Consider the following 21206-nt stretch of genomic DNA (forward strand, 5'->3'; position numbering starts at 1 on the left):
TCTAACTCAGGGGCAGATCACCGCAAGGTGAGACATTCATACACTCTAAAGCCGCACTTCCACGAAACGGCAGTTAGTTCATTATCGCTGCAACCTGGATCACCAGCTTTATTCAAACCATAAGGGTACATCCTGGATCATGGCCTTTCTGTGAGTCACTACCGAAGGTTTATCGAAAAATCACAATTAATCACTTCTTGTCGAGATATTTCATAATTGGCTTCTAACACGTATAGCAATATACACACACTAACTTCAGGAACTTGCCAATAGAAAATGCTCCATCCCCCAGAAACTGAACATCTTTCACATGACATCCTACAGATATAAAAATTCCCATTCAGCCTGCTGCGGTTGCGATTGACATCCTGTCATCAGCAGCATTGGAGACATCCCCAGTGTTTTCATAAACACTCTTCACTTGCACAACCAGGCCAAGTGCATGCGTCTCTTATGCAAAATCTGCAGCAATTTCATCTTGGGCGTTTCCACTGAAAATGAACTAGCAACACATGCCAAAAATATTCAAATACACCGTGTCAGACACTCATCCAGCGCATTCCCCTCATTGCCCAGCATGTGAATAAACACATTAGGAACCGACTCCACAGTACGCACGCTGCGATGAGCACCCTTACGAATGAATGCTACATCGTTCAACAACATCCACATTGATACAACATCAAGTTCAGACTACAACGTGTATAGAGACATGCATTAGCTCTTGATGTCCATAGACACACAGCAGCTATCCAACAACGAGGGGAAAGCGCCCAGCCTATCCAGGCCAGCCAAGGTCAAATACACTCAGTCGAATAGCGCCTGGATTGCCGCCAAACCAACCTTAGCACGCTCCTGTTTACGTTCGGCATCAACTACCGGATCGGCACCATCACGTTGTAATTCCTCAGCCGGTAACTGGTCAAAGAAGCGGCTGGGCTTAAACCGGACCAATTCACCGAAACGGCGGGTAGACTTGCTATAGCTCATCCACAACTGTTCTTTAGCTCGGGTGATACCAACGTACAATAGTCGCCGTTCCTCTTGCACATTGCCTTCTTCTAAACTGACTTCATGCGGCAACACACCATCTTCGCAGCCAGCGATGAACACATAACGGAACTCCAAACCCTTGGAAGCGTGCAGCGTCATCATGCGCACTTGGTTGCCGCCATCGTCCTTGTCGTTTCGCGATAGCAATGCCAACTGCGAAACAAGATCGCCAACACTGGCACCAAACGGACCGCTTTCGAACCATTCGGCTAGTTCATCTACATTACGCTTACGCCGCTGGTAACTCGCTTCATCCTTGCACTGCTGACGCAGTTCGGCAAGCAAACCAGAAACCTCAACAAGCTGCCGCACCAAATCAGCCGCCGGCACACGTGATACTTGGTGGCGCAACTCACGCACGATATCAGTGAATTTGCTCAGACCATTGGCAGCGCGCGTCGGCAGCTGTTGCAACGCGCCAAGCGACTCAGCCGCACGCGACATCGGCATCTGCTTGGCCACAGCCAGTTCAGCCAATTTAGCCAATGAGCTGGAACCGACCTCACGCTTGGGCGACTGCACTGCACGCAGAAATGCGGCGTCGTCATCCGGATTGACCAACACTCGTAGCCACGACAAGACATCCTTCACTTCCTGACGCTCCAGGAACGCGGTACCGCCGGTCAGATGGTAAGGGATACGCAATAACTGCAGCGCCTTCTCCAGCGGCCGTGACTGAAAGTTACCTCGGAACAGGATGCAGAAATCATTCCACGGTACCTGCTTAGCGCTTCCCAAGTAAGAGATTTCTGCTGCGATCTTCTCAGCCTCATGCTCACTGTCACGGCACTCCCAAACGCGGATGCGCTCACCGTCTTGCTGGTCACTCCACAACGCCTTCAGGTGCACATGCGGGTTATGTGCAATCAATGCATTGGCCGCACGCAGCACACGGTTAGGGCAACGGTAATTCTGCTCCAACTTGATGACCTTCAACTGCGGATAGTCCTTCTCCAGTTGCAGCAGGTTCTCTGAATTAGCCCCCCGCCAAGCATAGATACTCTGGTCATCATCCCCAACGCACGTGAAGTTGCCACGCGGACTGGCCAACATCTTCAGCAATCGATATTGCGCATCGTTGGTATCCTGACACTCGTCCACCAACAGGTAACCAATCCGCTCACGCCAAGCCATTACAATCTGATCACTCGTTTCAAGGATCTGCACCGGCAGGCGGATCAGGTCGTCAAAATCCACTGCGTTGAACGCTATCAGGCGCGCCTGATAGCGTGCATACAACGTTGCCGCCTCCATTTCGCGGGTAGTACGTGCAGCAGCGAGTGCTTGCTCTGGTGAAAGGCCGGCATTCTTCGCACGTGATATCAGATTCTTCGTATCCTCAACCACATCCTGCTTGGCACCATGCAACAGGTCATTGATCTGCGCAGCAGCATCATCTGCATCGAACACCGAGAAGCCGCGCTTAAGTCCAACAGCATCATGCTCAATCTGCAAAAACTTCAATCCTAGTGCGTGAAAAGTGCAGATCGTCAACCCATCAACGCTATTACTTTTGATCTGCTTCGCCACACGTTCACGCATCTCCTTAGCTGACTTGTTAGTGAAGGTAATCGCAGCAATACGCTTGGCAGGATAAAAACCCCCGGTAATCAAGTGCGCAATCTTCTCCACAATCACACGCGTCTTGCCGCTGCCAGCACCCGCGAGCACCAGCAGAGGACCTTCGCGGTACAAGACCGCAGCACGTTGAGGAGGATTGAGACCGTGCATGAGCGAAGCATTTTCCGGATAGGCATTGTACCGATCAGTGTATGGAAGACCATTTGCTTCTGACACGGTACCGACATTGGGGTCACTGATCGGACAAGAGATTGCCACGTATTGCGTCATAACGGGAAAAACCGATGTCCTGAAGCACTCTCACCTATGGCAGTTCAGCGGAACCGCAGTTCCAAAACAGATTCCGGTGTTCTGTCAAGGAATGTGACGAGCTCAACAACATATCAAATCCTCCCTGCCGAGCCGCACTGATGGGTTGTAACTACCATGACACACATAGGGGCTGTATCCCCTGTCGATATTCCTGAACATGTGAGCCAGTCAGGGCCGCAAAAGAAACATCGCTTTCTTACGAGTCTGTACTGATATTACGTGGGTGGAACACATCAGCAAGATGTTCAACCTAAGCACTACTTGTTTTACGGTCCACGAAAGCCGACATGATGCCGCCTACGCTACGACTCCCAGTACCAACTCGACTGTAGGAGAACACCATCTCTGTGACGTTATGGACTCTGGGCTACAAGCAAGATCCCATAGATACCACCATGACCAAGGAAACGAAATTGCCAGCGCAGCTCATCTATCCACACATCCAAACTTGGCTGCACATCAAGTACGGTAAATTCGAGAAACTCAGAGCACATAGAAAATCGAACCGCATCACCACTTCAATACAAGCCTGCGGGACATTCAAAAACAATCGTCAGTGACAACGAAAATTATTCCGTCCTGGAGACATATACAACCTCACAAAATCTCGATTTAGAACACTTAGCAGTACTTATGGAAACTAATTTTCATGCACTCCACTCAGTAAACGCATCTCTGTCTGAATCTTGATATACAAGTGACATTTACCCCTGGAGTTACCAAATCAAGCAATAGTAGGGATACGGCACTGCCACAATCAATCTTCGTCCACTCAGTAGATATTACGCTCCGCCAATATCGGTGGTGTCCACTGATACAGCCATGTTTCTGTCAACGGCTCTCCATTGGCATCACGCAAGTACAAACGGATGTCGATCTGTTGGGTACTGTCGTTCAAGGGGACTACGTCGAACATGACGCGATAGCCACGGATCTCATGCAATGGCCGTGCCGAGACGATCTCGGTGCGACAACGTGTCATATGCAGTACTGGTTCCACACCCAAGTCATGAGCACTGACCAGTGCAGCCAATTTGCCACCAACGAAATCCACAACGAATCGCCAGGAAAAGTATTTGCGCTTCTGTCCAACCACACCGCCCAAGCCCGTGCGGGTCGCCACACAATGCGCCAACGAAGAAGACACAGGCGGTAGAGCACCCCAATACAACCGATAGCCGATCAGTAGCTCCTGACCAGGCTGGGGCTTATTCCGTGGATTCCAGAACGCAACGATGTTGTCGAACGTCTCGTCGAGTGTTGGAATCTCCACCAACTGGACAGAACCCTCACCCCAGCCATGTTTAGGCTCAACCCATAAGCACGGACGCTTTTCGTAAAACACACCATCATCTTGATAGTGATCAAAATTACGGTCACGCTGTAAAAGACCAAAACCACGTGGATTGTCGTCAAGGAACATGTTGAAGCGTAAGTAAGGCGGATTGCATAGTGGCCGCCAAATCCACTCACCATTCCCTGTCCAAAGTGACAAGCCGTCAGTGTCGTGGATCTCTGGACGCCAATCCCAACCCATACGCTGATCATTCTCACCCACTTGGTACATACTGGTACACGGAGCAATCCCTAGTCGCTCAATGGTCTTACGCGGATACAATGCGCTGTCAATGTCCATCAGCAATACATCACGGTTAGTGATGGAAAAACGATAAGCGCCAGCAATACTCGGCGAATCCAGAAGCCCATACAGCACTACTGTATCCGCATCCGAAGTCGGCTGCTCAAGGTAATAGGCGATAAAGTCTGGGAACTCTTCTGGTCCACCGGTCCCTGTATCGATCGCTAGCCCACGCGCAGACTGGCCGTACTGCCCCTCTTTTCCCACCGCGCGGAAGTAGCTTGCCCCAAGGAAGGCAGCGAAGTCTCGATTGGTGTCCTTGCTGGTATTCAACCGGAATCCTGCGAAACCCAGATCCTTGGGCAAGCCCTTGCCATTCAAGCCGCTGCTGCCGTAGTCAAAGGCGGCCGAATCATAAGCTAACTCCTGCGCCATACCATCCACCACTTCGTATATCCGCACCGGAGTATGGAAATACAGACCAAGGTGGAAAAACTTGACTTGGAAATGGGCATCACTATCAGCCCACAATGCATGATCTTGACGATAGCGAATTGACTGGTACTGGTCCCAACTCAGCCTCTCTAGTGGCATATACAACACACGTTTACGTGAATGGTAAGGTGTGGCAGCCAGGGTGCGGGCCTGCTCCTTGAGCCATTCATAGTCGAAACGCTGAGGCTGACCGAATCGACGCAAATTAACCGCCTTGCTGGTAGCGAAGACTCCCCCAAGAGGGTTGGGTAAGCCAAACGCAGCCAGAGCGGCAGTGGCGCTTTTTAAAAAATGTCGTCTATACATGAGTCAAGCTGCACAAAAGATATGCGAATCATAGCGGCAGCAAAGTGAGACCAAGATACGCAAATGAATAAAACAGTCGATCCACTGACCAGGAACAGCGCACATGGGCAACAGCACTACACGCCTACTCGTCAAGCCAGGACAGAACAGTACCACCGAGTAGCCGTATGGATATCCCAAACACCAGAGTGCCAGCTGTCAGTTAAACGAGAAACTCTCCAGGAGCGCTCCAATACCCATTGAAATGCTAATGACCACCACATCCTCAGAGGACTCAGACACGTGACCAGCACACTCCAAAGTCCTTACTGCCGCTTAACAGTAGCACTGATACCACCTCGACCCAGCATGAATTCCACCTCAGCAACCACCAACTACTGCATATTAGCGGCCATCACATTCGCTAATTTCATATAAAACGCTGCCATTAAAATCCCAATGAATTCACGATTAGCCAATGCCTGTTGTTCTTCAACATGTGCTCTATGTGACGACCCACTAGATCCACAGTCTTCACATCTCGTCAAGGCTGACATAATGCTTCAATAACTAATGTAAGACATCTGCTCAATTGCAGCACTTCATCCAATAATGCCGCGCATGGCATCGTCTTCGATCAGTCACTCATGGCTCTTACTCAACGCTGTCAGCTTCCAACAAAACTTCATCGTCCATCCAAAACCCAATAAATCAACGTCACACCGGCTTGTATCGCACTCACACCACAACTGTCGTCTGCGAACGTAACGTAATGCTTTGGACGACTTGTAACAACATCACCAGTGCCATTTCCCACGGAATTCATGACATACCCAAACTTGGTTGCCGCGTCTAAATGACATCACAGCAGACTTAAGAAAAACCATATAAAGACAAAAGCAGAGTCCGGCCCGAAGGCCGACACACGGAATCCAATCGCACCACGGTCCGCCGCAAGCGGTTAAAGTCCACAGAAACAGTAAACCAAGGTTTTTACTGGAAGCCCGCCCGTTTTAGTCTCACGCACTGCATCCTCAACAAAGCGCATCTGTACCTCGGTCTCCGGAGAAATACGGGCGAGCAACATCCGAGCCAAGTCTGAATCTCCCAACGCCCAGATCCCCATCCGAGTGGACATCAAGCTGATCATGAACTGCATGAATGGACTGACTGCCTTCTCAACATAACGCACGCTGTAGTAGCCATCACCAAGCTTGGCACGCTTCGCAGCATCAGTAATCGCCGCATGTATTCCCCCGAATTCATCGACCAAACCACGTTCTTTGGCCTGCGCACCACTCCATACACGACCGCGAGCAATACGGTCGATCTCCTCCACAGAACGATGACGCGCCTGCGCAACTTTACTTGTGAAATCTGCATAGCCTTTGTCGATCACAGTCTGGAGGATCTGCCCAACCTGCGGATCCAGCGGCCGGCTGATATCAAGCGCACCTGCAAAACGGGTAGTACCCACTCCGTCGGTATGCACCCCCATCTTATCCAGCGTACGAGTGATATTTGGGATCAGCCCGAAGATGCCAATCGAGCCACTGATCGTGGATGGATCTGCATAGATGCGATCGGCATTCATACTGATCCAGTACCCTCCGGAAGCAGCCATATCCCCCATCGATACCACCACCGGCTTTCCGGCCTGTCTCAGTGCGACCACTTCACGGCGGATCTGCTCGGAAGCGAAGACTTCTCCGCCGGGCGAATTCACTCGAAGCACCACCGCTTTGACCGTTTCTTCATCTCGTGCCTTACGCAAGAGCACACTGGTCGACTCTCCACCAATATACCCTGCAGGTTGCTCGCCTTCTTTTATTTCGCCCGCTGCGACAACGACGGCAACCTGCGAAGACATGCCTAGCGGCAAGCTCTGTGCATCCAGCAAACTCAGATAAGTGCCGAAGTCTACATTGCGGAAACCGCCATCGGCCTTTTTGTCGGCGACACCACGCTGGGCCATTAACTGGTTAACTTGCTCGCGGGTTTTCAACCCATCTACCAGTTTATGCGCCAATGCATACTTGGCTAAATCACCATGATTAGCAAAAATATCCTGTGGCAGTCTGTCGACACTAGCACTCAATTGCACCAAATCGAGCTTACGCGCCTTAGAAACATCAGCCAAATAGCGTTGCCATATATCGTTCATCCAGAACAAGTCCGCCTCCTTGGCATCATGTGAAGCCGCATCAAGGATAAAAGGCTCGGCCGCGGATTTATATTCACCGACCCTGAAAAGATGCACATCCACTCCCAATTTTTCCTGCAATCCCCGGCGGAAATATTGGCGATAGCGAGCCAAACCCTCAAGCAGGACGCTACCCATTGGATCCAAATAAATCTCATCCGCCTGTGCGGCAAGTAGATACTGCGCCTGGGTCATGCTTTCGCTAAAGGCAACTAACTGCTTGCCTGAACCTTTCAAATTCTGTAACGCGACAACGATCTCACGCAGCGAGGCATAACCGGATGGCTGTAGTTTGTCCAAATCAAGCAGGACACGTTCAACTTTTTTATCCTTGGACGCAGCCTCAAGCACCCTAATCAGATCACGGAGTTGAACTTCCTGACCACTCTTGTCACCCGTCGCTTTGGCTAGAGCACGGCTGACCGGATCGGCACTGAACTGTTCCACCAGGGCGCCTTGTGGCGCAATCACCAGAGTAGTGCGTTCGTCGAGCGGCTTGCCTTTCCAACCGCGCACCATCGCAACTGCCATAATCAATAATATTAAAAATAAGAAAGCGAAGAACGTCAGATTAAGAATCAGACGCCGGGTAAAATTCATCGCATCCCATAAGCCAACGAAGAAACGGACAATGAGATTTCTGGGCAAAGATTGGTTCATGAAACGGTCCTTGAAAAACTTACATCATCTTGAACGCCGATCAGCATAGCGGGTGTCGGCATCACCGCGCTGTGACTGGGAATTTAGGTAATACGGGTAAGCATGCGCCCATTGACCACATGGAACCGCCAGCCAAGCAACACTGCAGCCGCAGTCAAGCCAATGATTAAACCGATCCACATACCGCGAGAACCCCAGTCCAGGCCAAAACCAAGCCCAAGACCAAGCGGCATGCCCAAGCCCCAATACGAGACTATCGCCAGCAACATCGGCACCCGAGTGTCCTTCATCCCACGTAATACACCGGACGAGAGCATCTGGAGGCCATCCGGGAACTGAAAGATGGCCGCGAACAGCAGCAATTTAGAAGCCAGAGCCACCACCACCAAATCCTGCGTGTAGACCGACACAATCGCGTCATATCCGAGCAAAAGCGCACTTGCTGAGAGTGTCTGGGTCCCAATCACAATCGCATAGCCGGCCCAAGCGACACGGCGCATACCCAGAAGATCGCGACGCCCCACAGCATGGCTTATCCGCACTGTGGTCGCCTCGGCCACGCCCATCGGAATCATGAAGCACAGTTGGGCAACATTGAGGGCAATTTGATGCGCGGCAGTTTGATCGGTACCAAGCCGACCGATCAGCAATGTAATGACAAGAAACAACCCACTCTCCATCAGAAGGCTGATACCGATCGGTAGTCCGGTATTCAACAGTTCACGAATACGTACCCAGCAAGGCAATTCTAGACGCACGAATAACTGCAGGTCGGCGAAGCGCCGCGACCGCCACAAATACAATGCAAACACAACCGCCTGCAGCCACATTACAGTCGCCGTGGCGATGCCCAAGCCTTCGGCACCATACTCGGCAAAACCGAAGCGACCGCAGGTCAACGCATAGCTCAACGGCACCAACACTAGCAAGCCACCAAAACCCACCAGCATCGTCGGCAAAGCCCAGTGCATCCCTTCACTGAAATAGCGCATACAAAAGTACAGAGGCAATGCCAAACTCCCCCAACGCACCGCATGCAAGAACTTAGTCGCACCCGGCACGATGTCGGGGACGATACCGAAGATCGGCAGCAGCGCTGGTACCATACTGAGGAAAGCAAACATCACCAGCCCCAACAGCATAGCCAGCCACAACGCTTGGCGGAACAACGGCCCAATCTCCTCGTCACGGGCGGCACCATGCAATTGCGATACCAACACCGTCAACGAAATTAGTGTGCCCATCGGTACCAGCATTGGTAACCATAGCAATGCAGTCCCAATAGTCGATGCGGCTAGGGTGACGGTAGCATGATGACCAGCGATGACGTTATCTACAAAACCGATCAGACCAATGGAGATGTGACCGAACACGAGTGGCAGCGCGAGTATAAGAGTAGCGCACACTTCAGAACCAAAACGCGATGTCAAAAACGAGACTGGCATAGAAAAAATGGAAAGCGCATCCTTAAATCAGGCCTAGTTAAAGACACTGGCCACTTAAGATCACGCAACGGCTTATTTCTTGGAATATATCACACTTTCATCAGAAAGTAGGGAACCCAAGCCAGAAAAATTTAATATCCCTAGAGAAGAAATGACGATCTTCAAATATGAAACAGAAGACTGTGACAAACACTAAACGCCACTAAAGCCACAACAATCAAAACGAATCAAAGACGTCTTGGCTCCTAAAAATCGGTATTAGGTCGCTTTATGCAGTTTTTCAGCTGTTCAAAATATTTAGACATCACTTTGATCATATAAATTCTTTATCACTTCATCTTTATCACTTCATCGCACTCTAGCGTCGCAGCCGTGCGAGCAACCATGCACCGCGATCGGTCGGCATCTGTGCCAGCAATTCCCTGCGCAACGCAGCGCATTGCGCAGGTGGAGTGCGCTGAACCAATATCGCCAATTGCGCTAACTGTGTATCGTCCAAAGCATGCAGCAATGCCAAAAGCGGCGCTCGCTCAGTCTCAGGGACGTAGCCAATCAGCGGTTGTAGATGCACATAGTGCGCGCCCAAGCGTGGACCCAGCAACCAACCGTGGCTGTACATCCGATCCAATCGAGCGAAGCGTGCTTGCAGTGCCTGTTGTTGCATTGGCGACAGCGACGCAATCTCGGCCTGAGCCTTCAAAAGACGCACATGCTCATAAGGTACTAAAGCCAACCAAGCGCGATAACGCAAGCGCAAGTCAGCCTGCTGCGCTGTGGTCATGTGCTGCCAACGCACCAATTTCTGGGCCGAGCTTGACGCTGCAGACATGACCAAATCCTGCGCTTGGCCACGGATACAAACCCCACCTAACAAAACCAGTAGAACACACAAACAACAACACGTACGACGGCGCTCGGTTCTGATCATCGACCATTTCCACTATGCCGAATGCCGGAGGCAACCATTGGGGCCGGTTCGGATTCATTCGGAGGCATCGGCTGGCCAGCCACGTACCAAGCCAAGAAATCAGCCTGACGCGCAGCTTCCAGGGCACTATCGTCAAGCATAGCGCGATCGGCAAGATCTGGCGATAGCTCCTGCGGCGGCACAGACGATACGTAATCTGGTAGTTCTTCGATGAATACCGGCGAATCTTCTAGAAGAGGCAACACGACAGGAAACCCATTGGACACAGATTGGAGCTGCGGCACCGACATATGCCGGTTCCAAGCCCAATTCAATATGAAGATCAGCGCCAATATCAGCCCGACTACGGCCAAATACCGGTCAAATCTCCAACGCCCAGGTGATCGTAAGACAGCAGACTCAGCGACACTGATCTGCACCGATGGAGACGGAAGCACAGTCGTCGTGACCAGACGCTTGATAGATAAACTCCGTACCCGCTGCTGAGCTGCTTCTGCCAATACACGCCAAGCCGCTGGGTTCGGACGACCTTGCACGTCACGTGGGCAGGCACGCGCTAGCGCCTGGTAATAATTTTCCAACGGCTGATCCAATACCACCGCAGCCTGTGCTTCATCCAGGCCAGCAACGATTCGCAGCAACAGTGCAAGCCGGTCCTCCACTGCCATGGCTTGCAACGCCATCAACTCTGTTGGCCAGCGTTGGCCTGTAAGGGGTGGCCGACGCAGCACCGGGGCACCACACAGCAAACTCCAAAAGCGCCGCGACCACTCAGCGAAGGGATAATCTACAGCCTCGGCACCGAAAATCCTGATTGCAGCAGGCAACGCCGTCTGTGCTGCAGATATGGTTCCAGTCTGTAACTCAACGAGGACGATGGCACGGCGCTCAACGCCGCGTAGAAAAGCCAATAGGGCAGCAGGAGAAGTAATTACAGCTTTGGGAACAGCGGTCATGGACACTCCAGTATCCAAGCATGATAGCGGCCAGGGCGGGATAGACGACCTCTTGACGTACAGTTGATCCAACGTTCTTGTCGTCCCCTACTAAATTCACTATTCGAGTAGGTTGTACACAGCATAGGGGCTTGACATATAGCACCTTTTCAGAAGGCATCGATTCTCTATATTGCAACCACGCTTCGTTACTAAGTGGATGATCTAAAAGAAAAAAAAATTATGGCTATTTTTTGTCCAATCCAAGCAAGAGGCTGATGGCAGCACCATCGCAGCGTGGACTACAAGAGAAATCCACAGAGTTATCCACAAGCAATGTGGATAACGCTCTTTCTTCAAATAGAACGATAAGTTACCTTTTGTTTATGAGAATGACCAAGAGAATAAAGACCAAACCAAACACTGTCTTATCGACATCCGATCAGTAAACTTTCTCAATGCCCCCTACGATCCTACGTGTGGCATTGCCAATACCTTTACCGCAATGCTTCGACTATCTGCCACCAGGCAACATGCCACTCCCAGACCCAAGCTTAGGCTGCCGTGTAAGGGTGCCATTCGGACCACGTGAACTGATAGGTGTAGTGGTCGAGCTGGCATCAGCCGAGGTCTCAGTGCCATTACGCGAGGCACTCACCTGGATTGACCACATACCAATTCTGGATGGCGAGTTGGCAAGGTCGTTACACTGGCTAGCACGCTACACTCATACCCCACTCGGTGAGATCCTGGCCACGGCTCTCCCCGGACTGCTACGTCATGGTGAACCATTGCCTGACACCTGCACCTGGGCTTGGCATTTAACCGAAATCGGACACACTGGTGCTGCCAAGCTGCGTCGCAGCAGCCACTCGGCACAGCTGGCTGAATTGCTCGCCACCAACGATCAAACGGAAGATGCACTTGACACTCAGATGAATAACTGGAGAACAGCCGCACGCAACCTGACCAAGCGCGGCTATGTTGAACGCGTCAAGAAAGCTACAACCACACCTTCAATCATCCAGGCCGCCACCAACCCTGTACTCAACACTGAACAACAGAAAGCAGTTGAGACACTAAACGCCAGCGCAGGCTTCGAAACTTATCTCCTGGATGGAGTCACCGGCAGCGGGAAAACGGAAGTCTACCTACAAGCTATCGCTGCCTGCTTAGCTGTAGGTCGGCAAGCATTGGTCTTAGTCCCTGAGATCGGCTTAACCCCTCAAATTCTAACCAGCTTCCGTGCCCGCCTCGGAGTACCCGTACATAGCCTGCACTCCAGGCTTGCAGACGGCGAACGCGCCCGCGTGTGGGCCGCAGCCCGATCCGGCGAAGCGCGGCTGATACTCGGGACTCGCTCAGCGGTGTTCACCCCGCTGCCTCACGCCGGACTGATTATAGTGGATGAGGAACACGACACGAGTTACAAGCAGCAAGACAACATCCGTTACCACGCGCGTGATTTCGCCTTAGTACGCGGCAAAGCACTGAACGTACCGGTGATCCTCGGGAGCGCCACACCCTCACTGGAATCACTATACAACGCGCATACCGGACGCTACAGGCACCTGCGCCTAACTTACCGTGCCGGTCAGGCGTGTGCCCCTCAGGTGCGTGTGCTGGACGTACGCAAACGACCACTTCAAGACGGTCTATCACCCGAGGTACTAGCCGGCATCAACGCAACTTTAGCGCGTGATGAGCAGGTACTCGTATTTAAGAACCGGCGGGGCTACGCCCCGGTGTTACTGTGTCACGACTGCGGCTGGACCGCTACCTGTCACCGCTGCAGCACGGTACTGCACCACACCCCGATGACTGTGTACACTGGCGGGACCTACTTACAGTGCCACCACTGCGGCGCACGCCAGCCGATGCCACTATCATGTCCAGACTGCGGGAGTTCGTCGCTGCAGCCACAGGGCATAGGCACCGAGCGCCTAGAAGCGCGCCTGATCCAGGCTTTCCCCAACCATCCCGTGATACGTATCGATCGCAACACGACCCAGCGCCGTGAAGCACTAAAGACGCAATTCACCAAACTCGGCAATGCCGCCGGCATTCTGGTAGGCACTCAAATTCTAGCCAAAGGGCATCACCTGCCACACTTAACGATGGTAGTTGTAGTCGGAATCGACGAAGGCCTATTCTCAGCCGACTTCCGTGCCACTGAAAAGCTCTCCCAGCAACTGATCCAAGTTGCTGGCCGTGCTGGCCGTGCTAAACGTGCTGGCGAGGTCTGGCTGCAAACTCACCACCCAGATCATCCACTGTTGCAAACCTTGATCAACGGCGGCTACCACATCTTTGCTAATGCCGAGCTGCAACAGCGCCACGCCGCTGGTCTGCCGCCATTTGCACACTTGGCACTCCTGCGTGTCAAAGCGAAAGACATCACCACAACGCAACAATTTCTCGACACAGTACGCAACCACATGCCGCAGGACAATGCAGTTGAGTGCTACGGTCCAATGCCAGCACCAATGCCACGCCGCGCCGGCTACCAGCGCTACCAATTATTGCTGTCTAGTTCCCAACGAAACGCACTACACCGCACACTCAATGTTCTGATACCAGCGATTCATGCTCTGCCAGAGGCACGCCGGGTCCGTTGGTCGCTAGACGTGGACCCAGTTGATCTTTACTAGGTATCACGCTGCCATCAATTTAGCCAAAAAATAGTATCAACAAATCGACATAATCCAGGGATAAGAAACTCCAAGAGATTTTCTCATAACTAAAGGCGATAGTACGGTACTACTTAAGCTGTACAAACCAATCTCCACGAAGCTCAGCTTCTCCAGATACAAGAAAGATACAAGAAACTTCCAGATAAAAATACAAAAACAACGTAAACATCTTCTCTTCGCTGCTTTCATAAAGCTACAAATTATCGCCACACAAGCACATTACCAACCAGCACAAAACCTACATCAATCAGCAGAGATATATGCTTTTCCGCTCCACACAGTCATCACGATACACTTCATAAAACATCTTTATGGCATCATTGCTTGTGTCGACTAACAAGCATGGCATCTTTTTTTACCCTCGATATTTCGTAACCTATGCTTCGATGCCCGCATCTCTGCTCAGAGAGCAGATATTCAACATTCTATATTGGATACGGTGTATCACATATCTACACCACTTCTATCTGGGACGACGCACTTCCACAATGTGTCCCAATTGGCGTCAACACCTGTTTTCCTTTCCAGATTAAATTTCGCATGAGCGCTCAATAACCACATTACTTGGCAGTCGTTGTCAACAGCTTCCCTAGCCTATGAATAACACGCTTATTAAATAACCGCGCCATCCCCCCCAAAAAAACGAGTTAAAAGATCGACAAAGAACAGTAACTACCCACACGATGCAACTGCCTGGACCTTACCGAACAAACATACCTAATCGCAACAGCAGCAATAACACATGAAACTTAGCAAGGGCTGACATTAGAACAATTGAATAGCATTATTTAAAGACAAAACTAATAAACGACATCGTAGCGCCGTATATAGGATTCAAATACCCGAATCCGCATTCCTAAAAGTAGCCTTGTATCCTAAATTTTAAAATCGAGCACATCAAGCAGCGAACAACACCTTCATCTTTTTAAGTGCATTGGCTTCAATCTGCCGAATACGCTCTGCTGAAACTCTATATTCGTCAGCCAACTCTTGTAACGTAACCTTCTTATCTGCCTCCAGCCAACGACGCCGAATAATGTCTCGCGAACGGGTATCCAAGGCAGACAAACCTTCCTGTAACAGTCGTAATTGGGTCTCCTCATTATTACCGCGTTCGTAAGCTTGAGAAGGATCACTATCATTAGCAATTAGGTAGCCAACCGGTGATGGTGGAGCGTTGTCCTCCTCCGGAGCGTCGAAACCGATGTCCCGACCTGACAAACGTGACTCCATCTCCAATACCTCGCGTTCGGAGACGTTGAGATCCTTGGCAACTGCACTAACCTCCTCGGCATTCATCCACCCCAGACGGGTCCTGGATTTTCGAAGGTTAAAAAACAGCTTTCGCTGCGCTTTTGTCGTAGCGACTTTAACTATGCGCCAATTTTTCAAAATGAATTCATGCATTTCAGCCCGAATCCAGTGCATTGCAAAAGAAACCAAGCGCACCCCCATATCTGGATCAAAACGCTTGACAGCTTTCATCAGGCCGATATTGCCTTCTTGGATCAAGTCGCCTAACGATAGGCCGTAACCGCTATAACCACGGGCCACTCGCACAACAAAACGCAAGTGGGAATGCACTAACTCGCGTGCTGCATCCAAATCCTGTTCGTCGCGGTAACGACGGGCCAGCACCTGCTCGTCATCAACTGAAAGTATCGGGATCTGATGCACAGCGCCGATGTATGCCTCCAACGAACCAAGCGCATTTGGAACAGGCAAGTTGTTTTCCACAAGAACCATTGAGGCGTTTTGACTCATAAGAAGCACCTTAAATCTAAAGTAACCGCACAGTCACAGCTATTGGGTTCAAAAGAATAAATCTTTAGAAATTCTATTTAACTTTTTAAAGCCCTATCTAGGATTGCCATGAATCGATGATCATGGTCCAGTTATTCTACCATTTAGATTGGACCATCCAGTGCGCTACATGATGGCAAACTCCAATCCACGGGTGCCAAACCACGTTGGGTCAGGTACTGGTTACCAAGAGAAAAATGACGACAACCCAGAAAACCACGATGGGCTGACAACGGTGAAGGGTGCGCAGCATTGAGTACACAGTGGCGACGGGTATCGATGACCTTACCCTTGGTTTGGGCATAGCTACCCCAGAGCATAAATACGAGTCCCTCGCGCTCACGATTCAAGGTATCAACCACGTGGTCGGTGAAGCCTTCCCAGCCCTTACCCTGATGCGCACCTGCACGACCGTCTTCTACCGTAAGTACCGCATTGAGTAGTAACACACCACGCTTTGCCCAGGGAAGCAGACAACCGTGGTCAGGGCGCATGAGTCCAAGGTCATCTTCGATCTCTTTATAAATGTTCAACAAAGAAGGAGGCACTGGAGTACACGGTCGCACCGAAAAACACAAGCCATGCGCTTGGCCATAGCCATGATAAGGATCCTGACCGAGGATCACGACCTTGACCTGCTCGAATGGGGTTGCTTCGAACGCCGCGAATATCTGAGAGCCAGGTGGATAGACCCTTACGCCAGCAACCTTTCTCGCACGCAGGAACGCTGCCAAACCAAGCATTTCTGGACGCAACAACCAACTACCAACCCGCGCCTTCCAAGAAGATTCCAGTTGAATCCGCGACTCGGCAATACCATCATTGACCCCAACTTGTTCGCTCATACCACTCAGATTGTCACCAGATGATCTTTAAGACGTGCCAAGTGCAGCTGGAACAACACTTTAGTTACAAGCAAACGCTCTTCGATAGGTTTCTGCACCAAATCATTGGCTCCGGCTCGCAGCAATTCTGATTGATTTTGCAAATTGGTGTCACCAGTCATGACAAGCACTGGAAGGCGGCGCTTACCGTAAGCAAAATCGATACGGATGCGTTGCACTACGTCACAGCCGTTAAGCTCACCCTTCAAGGTCACATCAGTCAGCACCAAGTCGATACTGTACTCGGTTCGTCTCAGCGATTCAGCAGTTAACAGTGCGAATGCATCTTCAGCGGTAAGTACGTGAACCACACTCAAACCCTGACGCTCAAGCATACGTGTAGTCGCCTCAGCAACCACGCGACTATCTTCCACATACAACACTGTGCCTCTGGATACTGGCTCAGGCTGCACATAACCACGTATGAAGGCGGCCAGTGCCTCGTAGCCTAACGCCTTGTCGAAATAATCGGTCACATACTCAGTGAAACGACGCTCAACCAAGTGCTGCTGGGTATCACCAGAGACCACGATCACCGGCACATAAGCTTGGCCAGACACCTCCCGTACGCTACGCGCTAAAGCCAACCCATCACCGTCAGGGAGAAACAACGAAGTCGTGACCAAATGCACTGCGCCAGCATCTAGTGTCTGCTGTGCTTCAGCAATGCTGGTACAGCCGATCACGTCCACCTCTGGCAACTCACGTTGCAACACATTTGTAATCAATTGACGAACCAATTTGGAACCATCTACGACCATCACCCTTGGCGTATCACTGATCAGATGCTTATGCTTGAGTTCAGAAACTAGCATGTAGTTCTCATAATTTACGTAGGACGCATTTGACGCAAGAAATGCCCCGTCACCAGCCATACACCAAGCCAGCCCAACAACAGAATGCCCGCCAGAATCATGACACTTTGGGAGATGTCCAACCCATGAAGGGCGAAACGACTGCTATAACTATCCGTCAGGACCATCAGTGGCACACGCAACACTAAGCCAATCAGTCCTAGCAAACCAAACGCAGCCAGACCAGCGCCCAAACAGTACCACGCCCCAAGATACAGGTAAGGACGACGGATAAAACCATCGCTAGCACCAAGCAGATGTAGCACAGCAATCTCCTGACGCCTAGATTGGATATCCAGCCGCACTGTATTGCCAACCACCATTACAGCACCAAAGCCGAACAGAGTTGACAGTATATGCACCAGATATTGACCAAAGCCTAGCCAAGCATCCAGCCGACGCTGCCACAGCACGTCGTACTGTACCAAGTCAGCCTCTGGTAGCGCCTGTAACACCTGCGCCACTTCCCCATCTATAGCAGACATGGAAGGAATAACGATCAACAAACTCGGCAGCGGATTTTTACCAAGCGCATCTATCGCCTCACCCAACTTCGCACCTCCACGCAAATCAGACAAGCCCTGCTCTGGAGTACGAAGGACGACCGCAGCGACATCGGAGCGACTACGCAGTTTCGCAGCCAGACGCTCAGCCGTCGCGATATCCACATTGGTCTTCAAGAACAGGTTAATCTGCCGAGATTGCTGCACGCTGTCAGCCAACGACCTAAGGTTATCCAACATGATCGACAAACCAAGCGGTAGCGCAAACGCGAGTGTCAGTGCCACGACGGTCAGCAGTGTCGCCAAGGGTTTGCGCATCACACAACCAAGGCTAAACACTATGCTGTGCATATGGTAACCAACCCAGACAGCCAACCTTGAGCGTATAAACTCAATGGGAGACTTATTCATTCTGCCAAGTCCTGTGGCGAGATGTCGTCAACCAGATGTCCATGATCCAGGATCAGTACACGCTTACGCATCTTCTTCAGTAAAGCCACGTCATGGCTGACCACCAACACAGTAGTACCGCGTGCCGGCAGCTCTACAAACAACTGCATGATCTCTGCAGCTAACGTCGGATCGAGATTGCCGGTAGGCTCATCAGCAATCAACAAACGTGGCTGACCAATAATCGCACGAGCGATGCCGACACGCTGCTGCTCACCAGCCGACAACTCCGATGGCAACGCCCGTGCACGTTGAGCCAAGCCAATCCGCTCCAGGACTGAACACACCTGTTTAGCGATCTCCACGCGACGGATACCACGTAAAACGAGCGGCAGAGCAACATTATCACTGATACTGCGATCCATCAGCAAACGGTGCTCCTGGTACACAACACCGACCTGACGCCGATGAAATGCTATCTGGCGCCCACGTACATTCAGCAGATTTCGATCAGCGAACAACAACGCACCGCGTGTGGGACGCTCATTGAGCTGAATTAGCTTGAGCAGCGTACTCTTACCGGCCCCAGAATGACCAGTGACGAACAGCATCTCACCCTCGTTAACACTGAAGCTGACATCGTCAAGAGCAAGATGGCCATCGGCGTACTGCTTACTGACATTATCGAAACGAAGGACACTCATGTGCGCAATCATATTTGGAGCATCGTAACACTACGCCGTAATGCGCTTTCTGACCTTGTTACAATCTGAATTGTTAGATTGCATCGAACAGTGAACGGATGCGGCGCGCTATCCAACCTAACAGCGACGGTTTGCTACCTGGCTTGGCAACCACTTGAGCTGGAGCGACGGCAACATGGTTGCTGCCACCCGAACCACAGCGCCGACGACTGGGCTTATGCACCCCCTCCTGCTCCGCAGCAGATACTATCTCCGCCTTAACTGCAAGTACAGGAGCGGTTGCAACTATACTAGTCCCAGCAGCAGCCACACTGGGAGCACGCTCGGGCTCCAAACGAAATTTAGCACGGCGGCGCATACCACCTCCTCCATCCGATCTAGGCACTTCACCTACACGGGAGCGGCCATCGCGTTCTCCAAGGCTGCCTCTAGGCTTACCTCGATTACTGCTACGACGCCATTCCGGGGCAGCTAACACGTCGCTAGTATCAGGGCAAATCTTATCAATAGTATCATTCTTACCCTCAGATGCACGTTCAAGACGCGGCACTGGGACCAGCAACTCAGTAGTCACTGCTCCGATCGGGATCTTCTGCTCAATGTATGCCTCAATGTCCGGCAGACTCATCGCGTAACGCTCGCAGGCAAAGCTAATCGCGTCACCCTCAGCCCCCAAACGCGCAGTGCGACCGATACGGTGAACGTAATCTTCAGCATCAAATGGCAGATCGTAGTTGTATACGTAATTAACACCATCAATGTGCAATCCACGTGCAGCGACGTCCGTAGCAACCAGTATCTCCAATTGTCCTTTTTGGAAACGATTGAGCAGGACTTCACGCTTCCTCTGCGGCACATCTCCGGACAGCACACCGACCCGGTAGCCAGCCTTCTCCAGCACGTGCGCCACATCCTCAACGAACGCTTTTGTATTCACAAATACCATGGTACGCATACCCTCGCTACGCGAGAGCAAGCCCAGCAACAATGGAATTTTCTCCTCTGCAGCGGGGAAATAGATACGTTGACGGATCCGCGTAGTAGTAACAGTCTCCGTCTCCACCACTAGCTTCTCTGGCTCGTTCATATACTCGTAGGCCAACTCCAATACGCGGTGACTGAGAGTTGCCGAGAACAGTAAAGTCTGGCGACTACCACGCTCCGGCATACGCCGCAATATGAAGCGAATGTCCTTGATAAAACCCAGGTCAAACATCCGATCAGCTTCATCAAGGACACAGATCTCACAAGCGTGCAACGAAACTACCTTGTGTTGCTTAACGTAATCAATCAAGCGCCCCGGGGTCGCAATAATCACATCCACACCTTTGCGCAACAGTTCGCGTTGCTTGTCGTAGTCAACGCCTCCATAAATTAACGCGAAACGCAAGCCAAGATTGCTACCAAACTTCAGCACATCCTTATAAATTTGAATCGCAAGCTCACGTGTTGGCGCCAAAATCAACGCACGCGGATCTTCAGGTTTGCGATTGACTAACCCCGAACGACTGAGCAAACGATTAACTACCGTTACCAAAAACGCCAAAGTTTTCCCGGTACCTGTTTGAGCTTGGCCGGCGATATCACGGCCAGCTAATGCACCCGGAAGGGTTAGCGCCTGGATCGGAGTGCAGAGTGTAAATCCTGCATCTGTCAGCCCAGCGAGCAACATCGGATGCAGATCAAATGAATAAAAATTTATATTTGTCAATGATTTATCGCTCATCGTTCAGTCTTCGTCTTGGATCTGGAGCGGCTCGGAGGCGGGTTGCATCGATTGCAGCAGCACCGCAAACTGAAATCTTTGTGCAAGGTGGCGGCGCTTCAGGTTGAGCGATTGATCAATCGCACGGTATTCAAGCTTACCGTAATGTAACCATCTGTCTGACCGGCAGGTGC

At 51.3% G+C, this 21206-nt stretch carries 14 protein-coding genes; 2 read left to right on the plus strand and 12 right to left on the minus strand.

Annotation, left to right across the window (positions count from 1 at the left end):
- Positions 1-807: 807 nt before the first annotated feature.
- Positions 808-2784 (minus strand): DNA helicase Rep, encoded by a 1977-nt coding sequence (rep, locus tag PLS229_RS10595; RefSeq protein ID WP_038271284.1) that lies wholly within the window; start codon positions 2782-2784, stop codon positions 808-810.
- A 509-nt stretch (positions 2785-3293) separates the two neighbouring features.
- Here rep and PLS229_RS10600 point away from each other — a divergent pair.
- Positions 3294-3506 carry a hypothetical protein gene (locus PLS229_RS10600; protein WP_152536616.1) on the plus strand — a complete coding sequence of 71 codons (213 nt, stop codon included), beginning with the start codon at positions 3294-3296 and terminating at the stop codon, positions 3504-3506.
- Positions 3507-3718: 212 nt separating this feature from the next.
- On the opposite strand, the gene PLS229_RS10605 is transcribed toward PLS229_RS10600, so the two are convergent.
- From PLS229_RS10605 to PLS229_RS10625, 5 genes are all read right to left on the minus strand, one after another.
- The gene (locus PLS229_RS10605) at positions 3719-5326 is read right to left on the minus strand and encodes an OpgD/OpgG family glucan biosynthesis protein (protein ID WP_038271252.1); all 1608 of its coding nucleotides are present in this window, start codon (positions 5324-5326) and stop codon (positions 3719-3721) included.
- A 940-nt stretch (positions 5327-6266) separates the two neighbouring features.
- Positions 6267-8168: a signal peptide peptidase SppA gene (sppA, locus tag PLS229_RS10610; protein WP_038271251.1), complete on the minus strand. Its 1902-nt coding sequence runs from the start codon at positions 8166-8168 to the stop codon at positions 6267-6269.
- 83 nt (positions 8169-8251) lie between these two features.
- Positions 8252-9613, minus strand: a complete 1362-nt coding sequence (locus tag PLS229_RS10615) for an MATE family efflux transporter (protein WP_038271250.1) — start codon at positions 9611-9613, stop codon at positions 8252-8254.
- 358 nt (positions 9614-9971) lie between these two features.
- Positions 9972-10442 carry a DUF3106 domain-containing protein gene (locus PLS229_RS10620; protein WP_230428250.1) on the minus strand — a complete coding sequence of 157 codons (471 nt, stop codon included), beginning with the start codon at positions 10440-10442 and terminating at the stop codon, positions 9972-9974.
- A 95-nt stretch (positions 10443-10537) separates the two neighbouring features.
- Positions 10538-11497: a hypothetical protein gene (locus tag PLS229_RS10625; RefSeq protein WP_038271248.1), complete on the minus strand. Its 960-nt coding sequence runs from the start codon at positions 11495-11497 to the stop codon at positions 10538-10540.
- A gap of 437 nt (positions 11498-11934) precedes the next feature.
- Between PLS229_RS10625 and PLS229_RS10630 the strand changes: the two genes are divergently transcribed.
- Positions 11935-14127: a primosomal protein N' gene (locus PLS229_RS10630; RefSeq protein WP_038271247.1), complete on the plus strand. Its 2193-nt coding sequence runs from the start codon at positions 11935-11937 to the stop codon at positions 14125-14127.
- A gap of 939 nt (positions 14128-15066) precedes the next feature.
- Here the strand turns inward: PLS229_RS10630 and rpoH are convergent.
- From rpoH to rhlB, 6 genes are all read right to left on the minus strand, one after another.
- Positions 15067-15933 (minus strand): RNA polymerase sigma factor RpoH, encoded by an 867-nt coding sequence (gene rpoH / locus PLS229_RS10635; protein WP_038271246.1) that lies wholly within the window; start codon positions 15931-15933, stop codon positions 15067-15069.
- Between the two features lie 143 nt (positions 15934-16076).
- Positions 16077-16817 carry a uracil-DNA glycosylase gene (gene ung / locus PLS229_RS10640; protein ID WP_038271245.1) on the minus strand — a complete coding sequence of 247 codons (741 nt, stop codon included), beginning with the start codon at positions 16815-16817 and terminating at the stop codon, positions 16077-16079.
- A gap of 5 nt (positions 16818-16822) precedes the next feature.
- Positions 16823-17671, minus strand: coding sequence for a response regulator (locus PLS229_RS10645; protein WP_038271244.1), 849 nt, complete (start codon positions 17669-17671; stop codon positions 16823-16825).
- A 14-nt stretch (positions 17672-17685) separates the two neighbouring features.
- The gene (gene ftsX / locus PLS229_RS10650) at positions 17686-18624 is read right to left on the minus strand and encodes a permease-like cell division protein FtsX (protein WP_038271243.1); all 939 of its coding nucleotides are present in this window, start codon (positions 18622-18624) and stop codon (positions 17686-17688) included.
- The gene (ftsE, locus tag PLS229_RS10655; RefSeq protein ID WP_038271242.1) at positions 18621-19307 is read right to left on the minus strand and encodes a cell division ATP-binding protein FtsE; all 687 of its coding nucleotides are present in this window, start codon (positions 19305-19307) and stop codon (positions 18621-18623) included. The genes ftsX and ftsE overlap by 4 nt, the downstream gene beginning before the upstream one ends.
- A gap of 73 nt (positions 19308-19380) precedes the next feature.
- A complete protein-coding gene (gene rhlB / locus PLS229_RS10660; RefSeq protein WP_038271241.1) occupies positions 19381-21033 on the minus strand; it encodes an ATP-dependent RNA helicase RhlB in 1653 nt (550 codons plus the stop codon).
- Positions 21034-21206: the final 173 nt, after the last annotated feature.

This window comes from Xylella taiwanensis (assembly GCF_013177435.1).
In the GTDB taxonomy this organism is placed as follows: Bacteria; Pseudomonadota; Gammaproteobacteria; order Xanthomonadales; family Xanthomonadaceae; genus Xylella; species Xylella taiwanensis.

Excerpts from the sequence above, each read along its gene's own strand:
- rep (WP_038271284.1), bottom strand. The coding sequence starts at position 2,784 with ATGCACGGTCTCAATCCTCCTCAACGTGCTGCGGTCTTGTACCGCGAA.
- PLS229_RS10605 (WP_038271252.1), bottom strand. The coding sequence starts at position 5,326 with ATGTATAGACGACATTTTTTAAAAAGCGCCACTGCCGCTCTGGCTGCG.
- sppA (WP_038271251.1), bottom strand. The coding sequence starts at position 8,168 with ATGAACCAATCTTTGCCCAGAAATCTCATTGTCCGTTTCTTCGTTGGC.
- PLS229_RS10615 (WP_038271250.1), bottom strand. The coding sequence starts at position 9,613 with ATGCCAGTCTCGTTTTTGACATCGCGTTTTGGTTCTGAAGTGTGCGCT.
- PLS229_RS10620 (WP_230428250.1), bottom strand. The coding sequence starts at position 10,442 with ATGTCTGCAGCGTCAAGCTCGGCCCAGAAATTGGTGCGTTGGCAGCAC.
- PLS229_RS10625 (WP_038271248.1), bottom strand. The coding sequence starts at position 11,497 with ATGACCGCTGTTCCCAAAGCTGTAATTACTTCTCCTGCTGCCCTATTG.
- PLS229_RS10630 (WP_038271247.1), top strand. The coding sequence starts at position 11,935 with ATGCCCCCTACGATCCTACGTGTGGCATTGCCAATACCTTTACCGCAA.
- rpoH (WP_038271246.1), bottom strand. The coding sequence starts at position 15,933 with ATGAGTCAAAACGCCTCAATGGTTCTTGTGGAAAACAACTTGCCTGTT.
- ung (WP_038271245.1), bottom strand. The coding sequence starts at position 16,817 with ATGAGCGAACAAGTTGGGGTCAATGATGGTATTGCCGAGTCGCGGATT.
- PLS229_RS10645 (WP_038271244.1), bottom strand. The coding sequence starts at position 17,671 with ATGCTAGTTTCTGAACTCAAGCATAAGCATCTGATCAGTGATACGCCA.
- ftsX (WP_038271243.1), bottom strand. The coding sequence starts at position 18,624 with ATGAATAAGTCTCCCATTGAGTTTATACGCTCAAGGTTGGCTGTCTGG.
- ftsE (WP_038271242.1), bottom strand. The coding sequence starts at position 19,307 with ATGAGTGTCCTTCGTTTCGATAATGTCAGTAAGCAGTACGCCGATGGC.
- rhlB (WP_038271241.1), bottom strand. The coding sequence starts at position 21,033 with ATGAGCGATAAATCATTGACAAATATAAATTTTTATTCATTTGATCTG.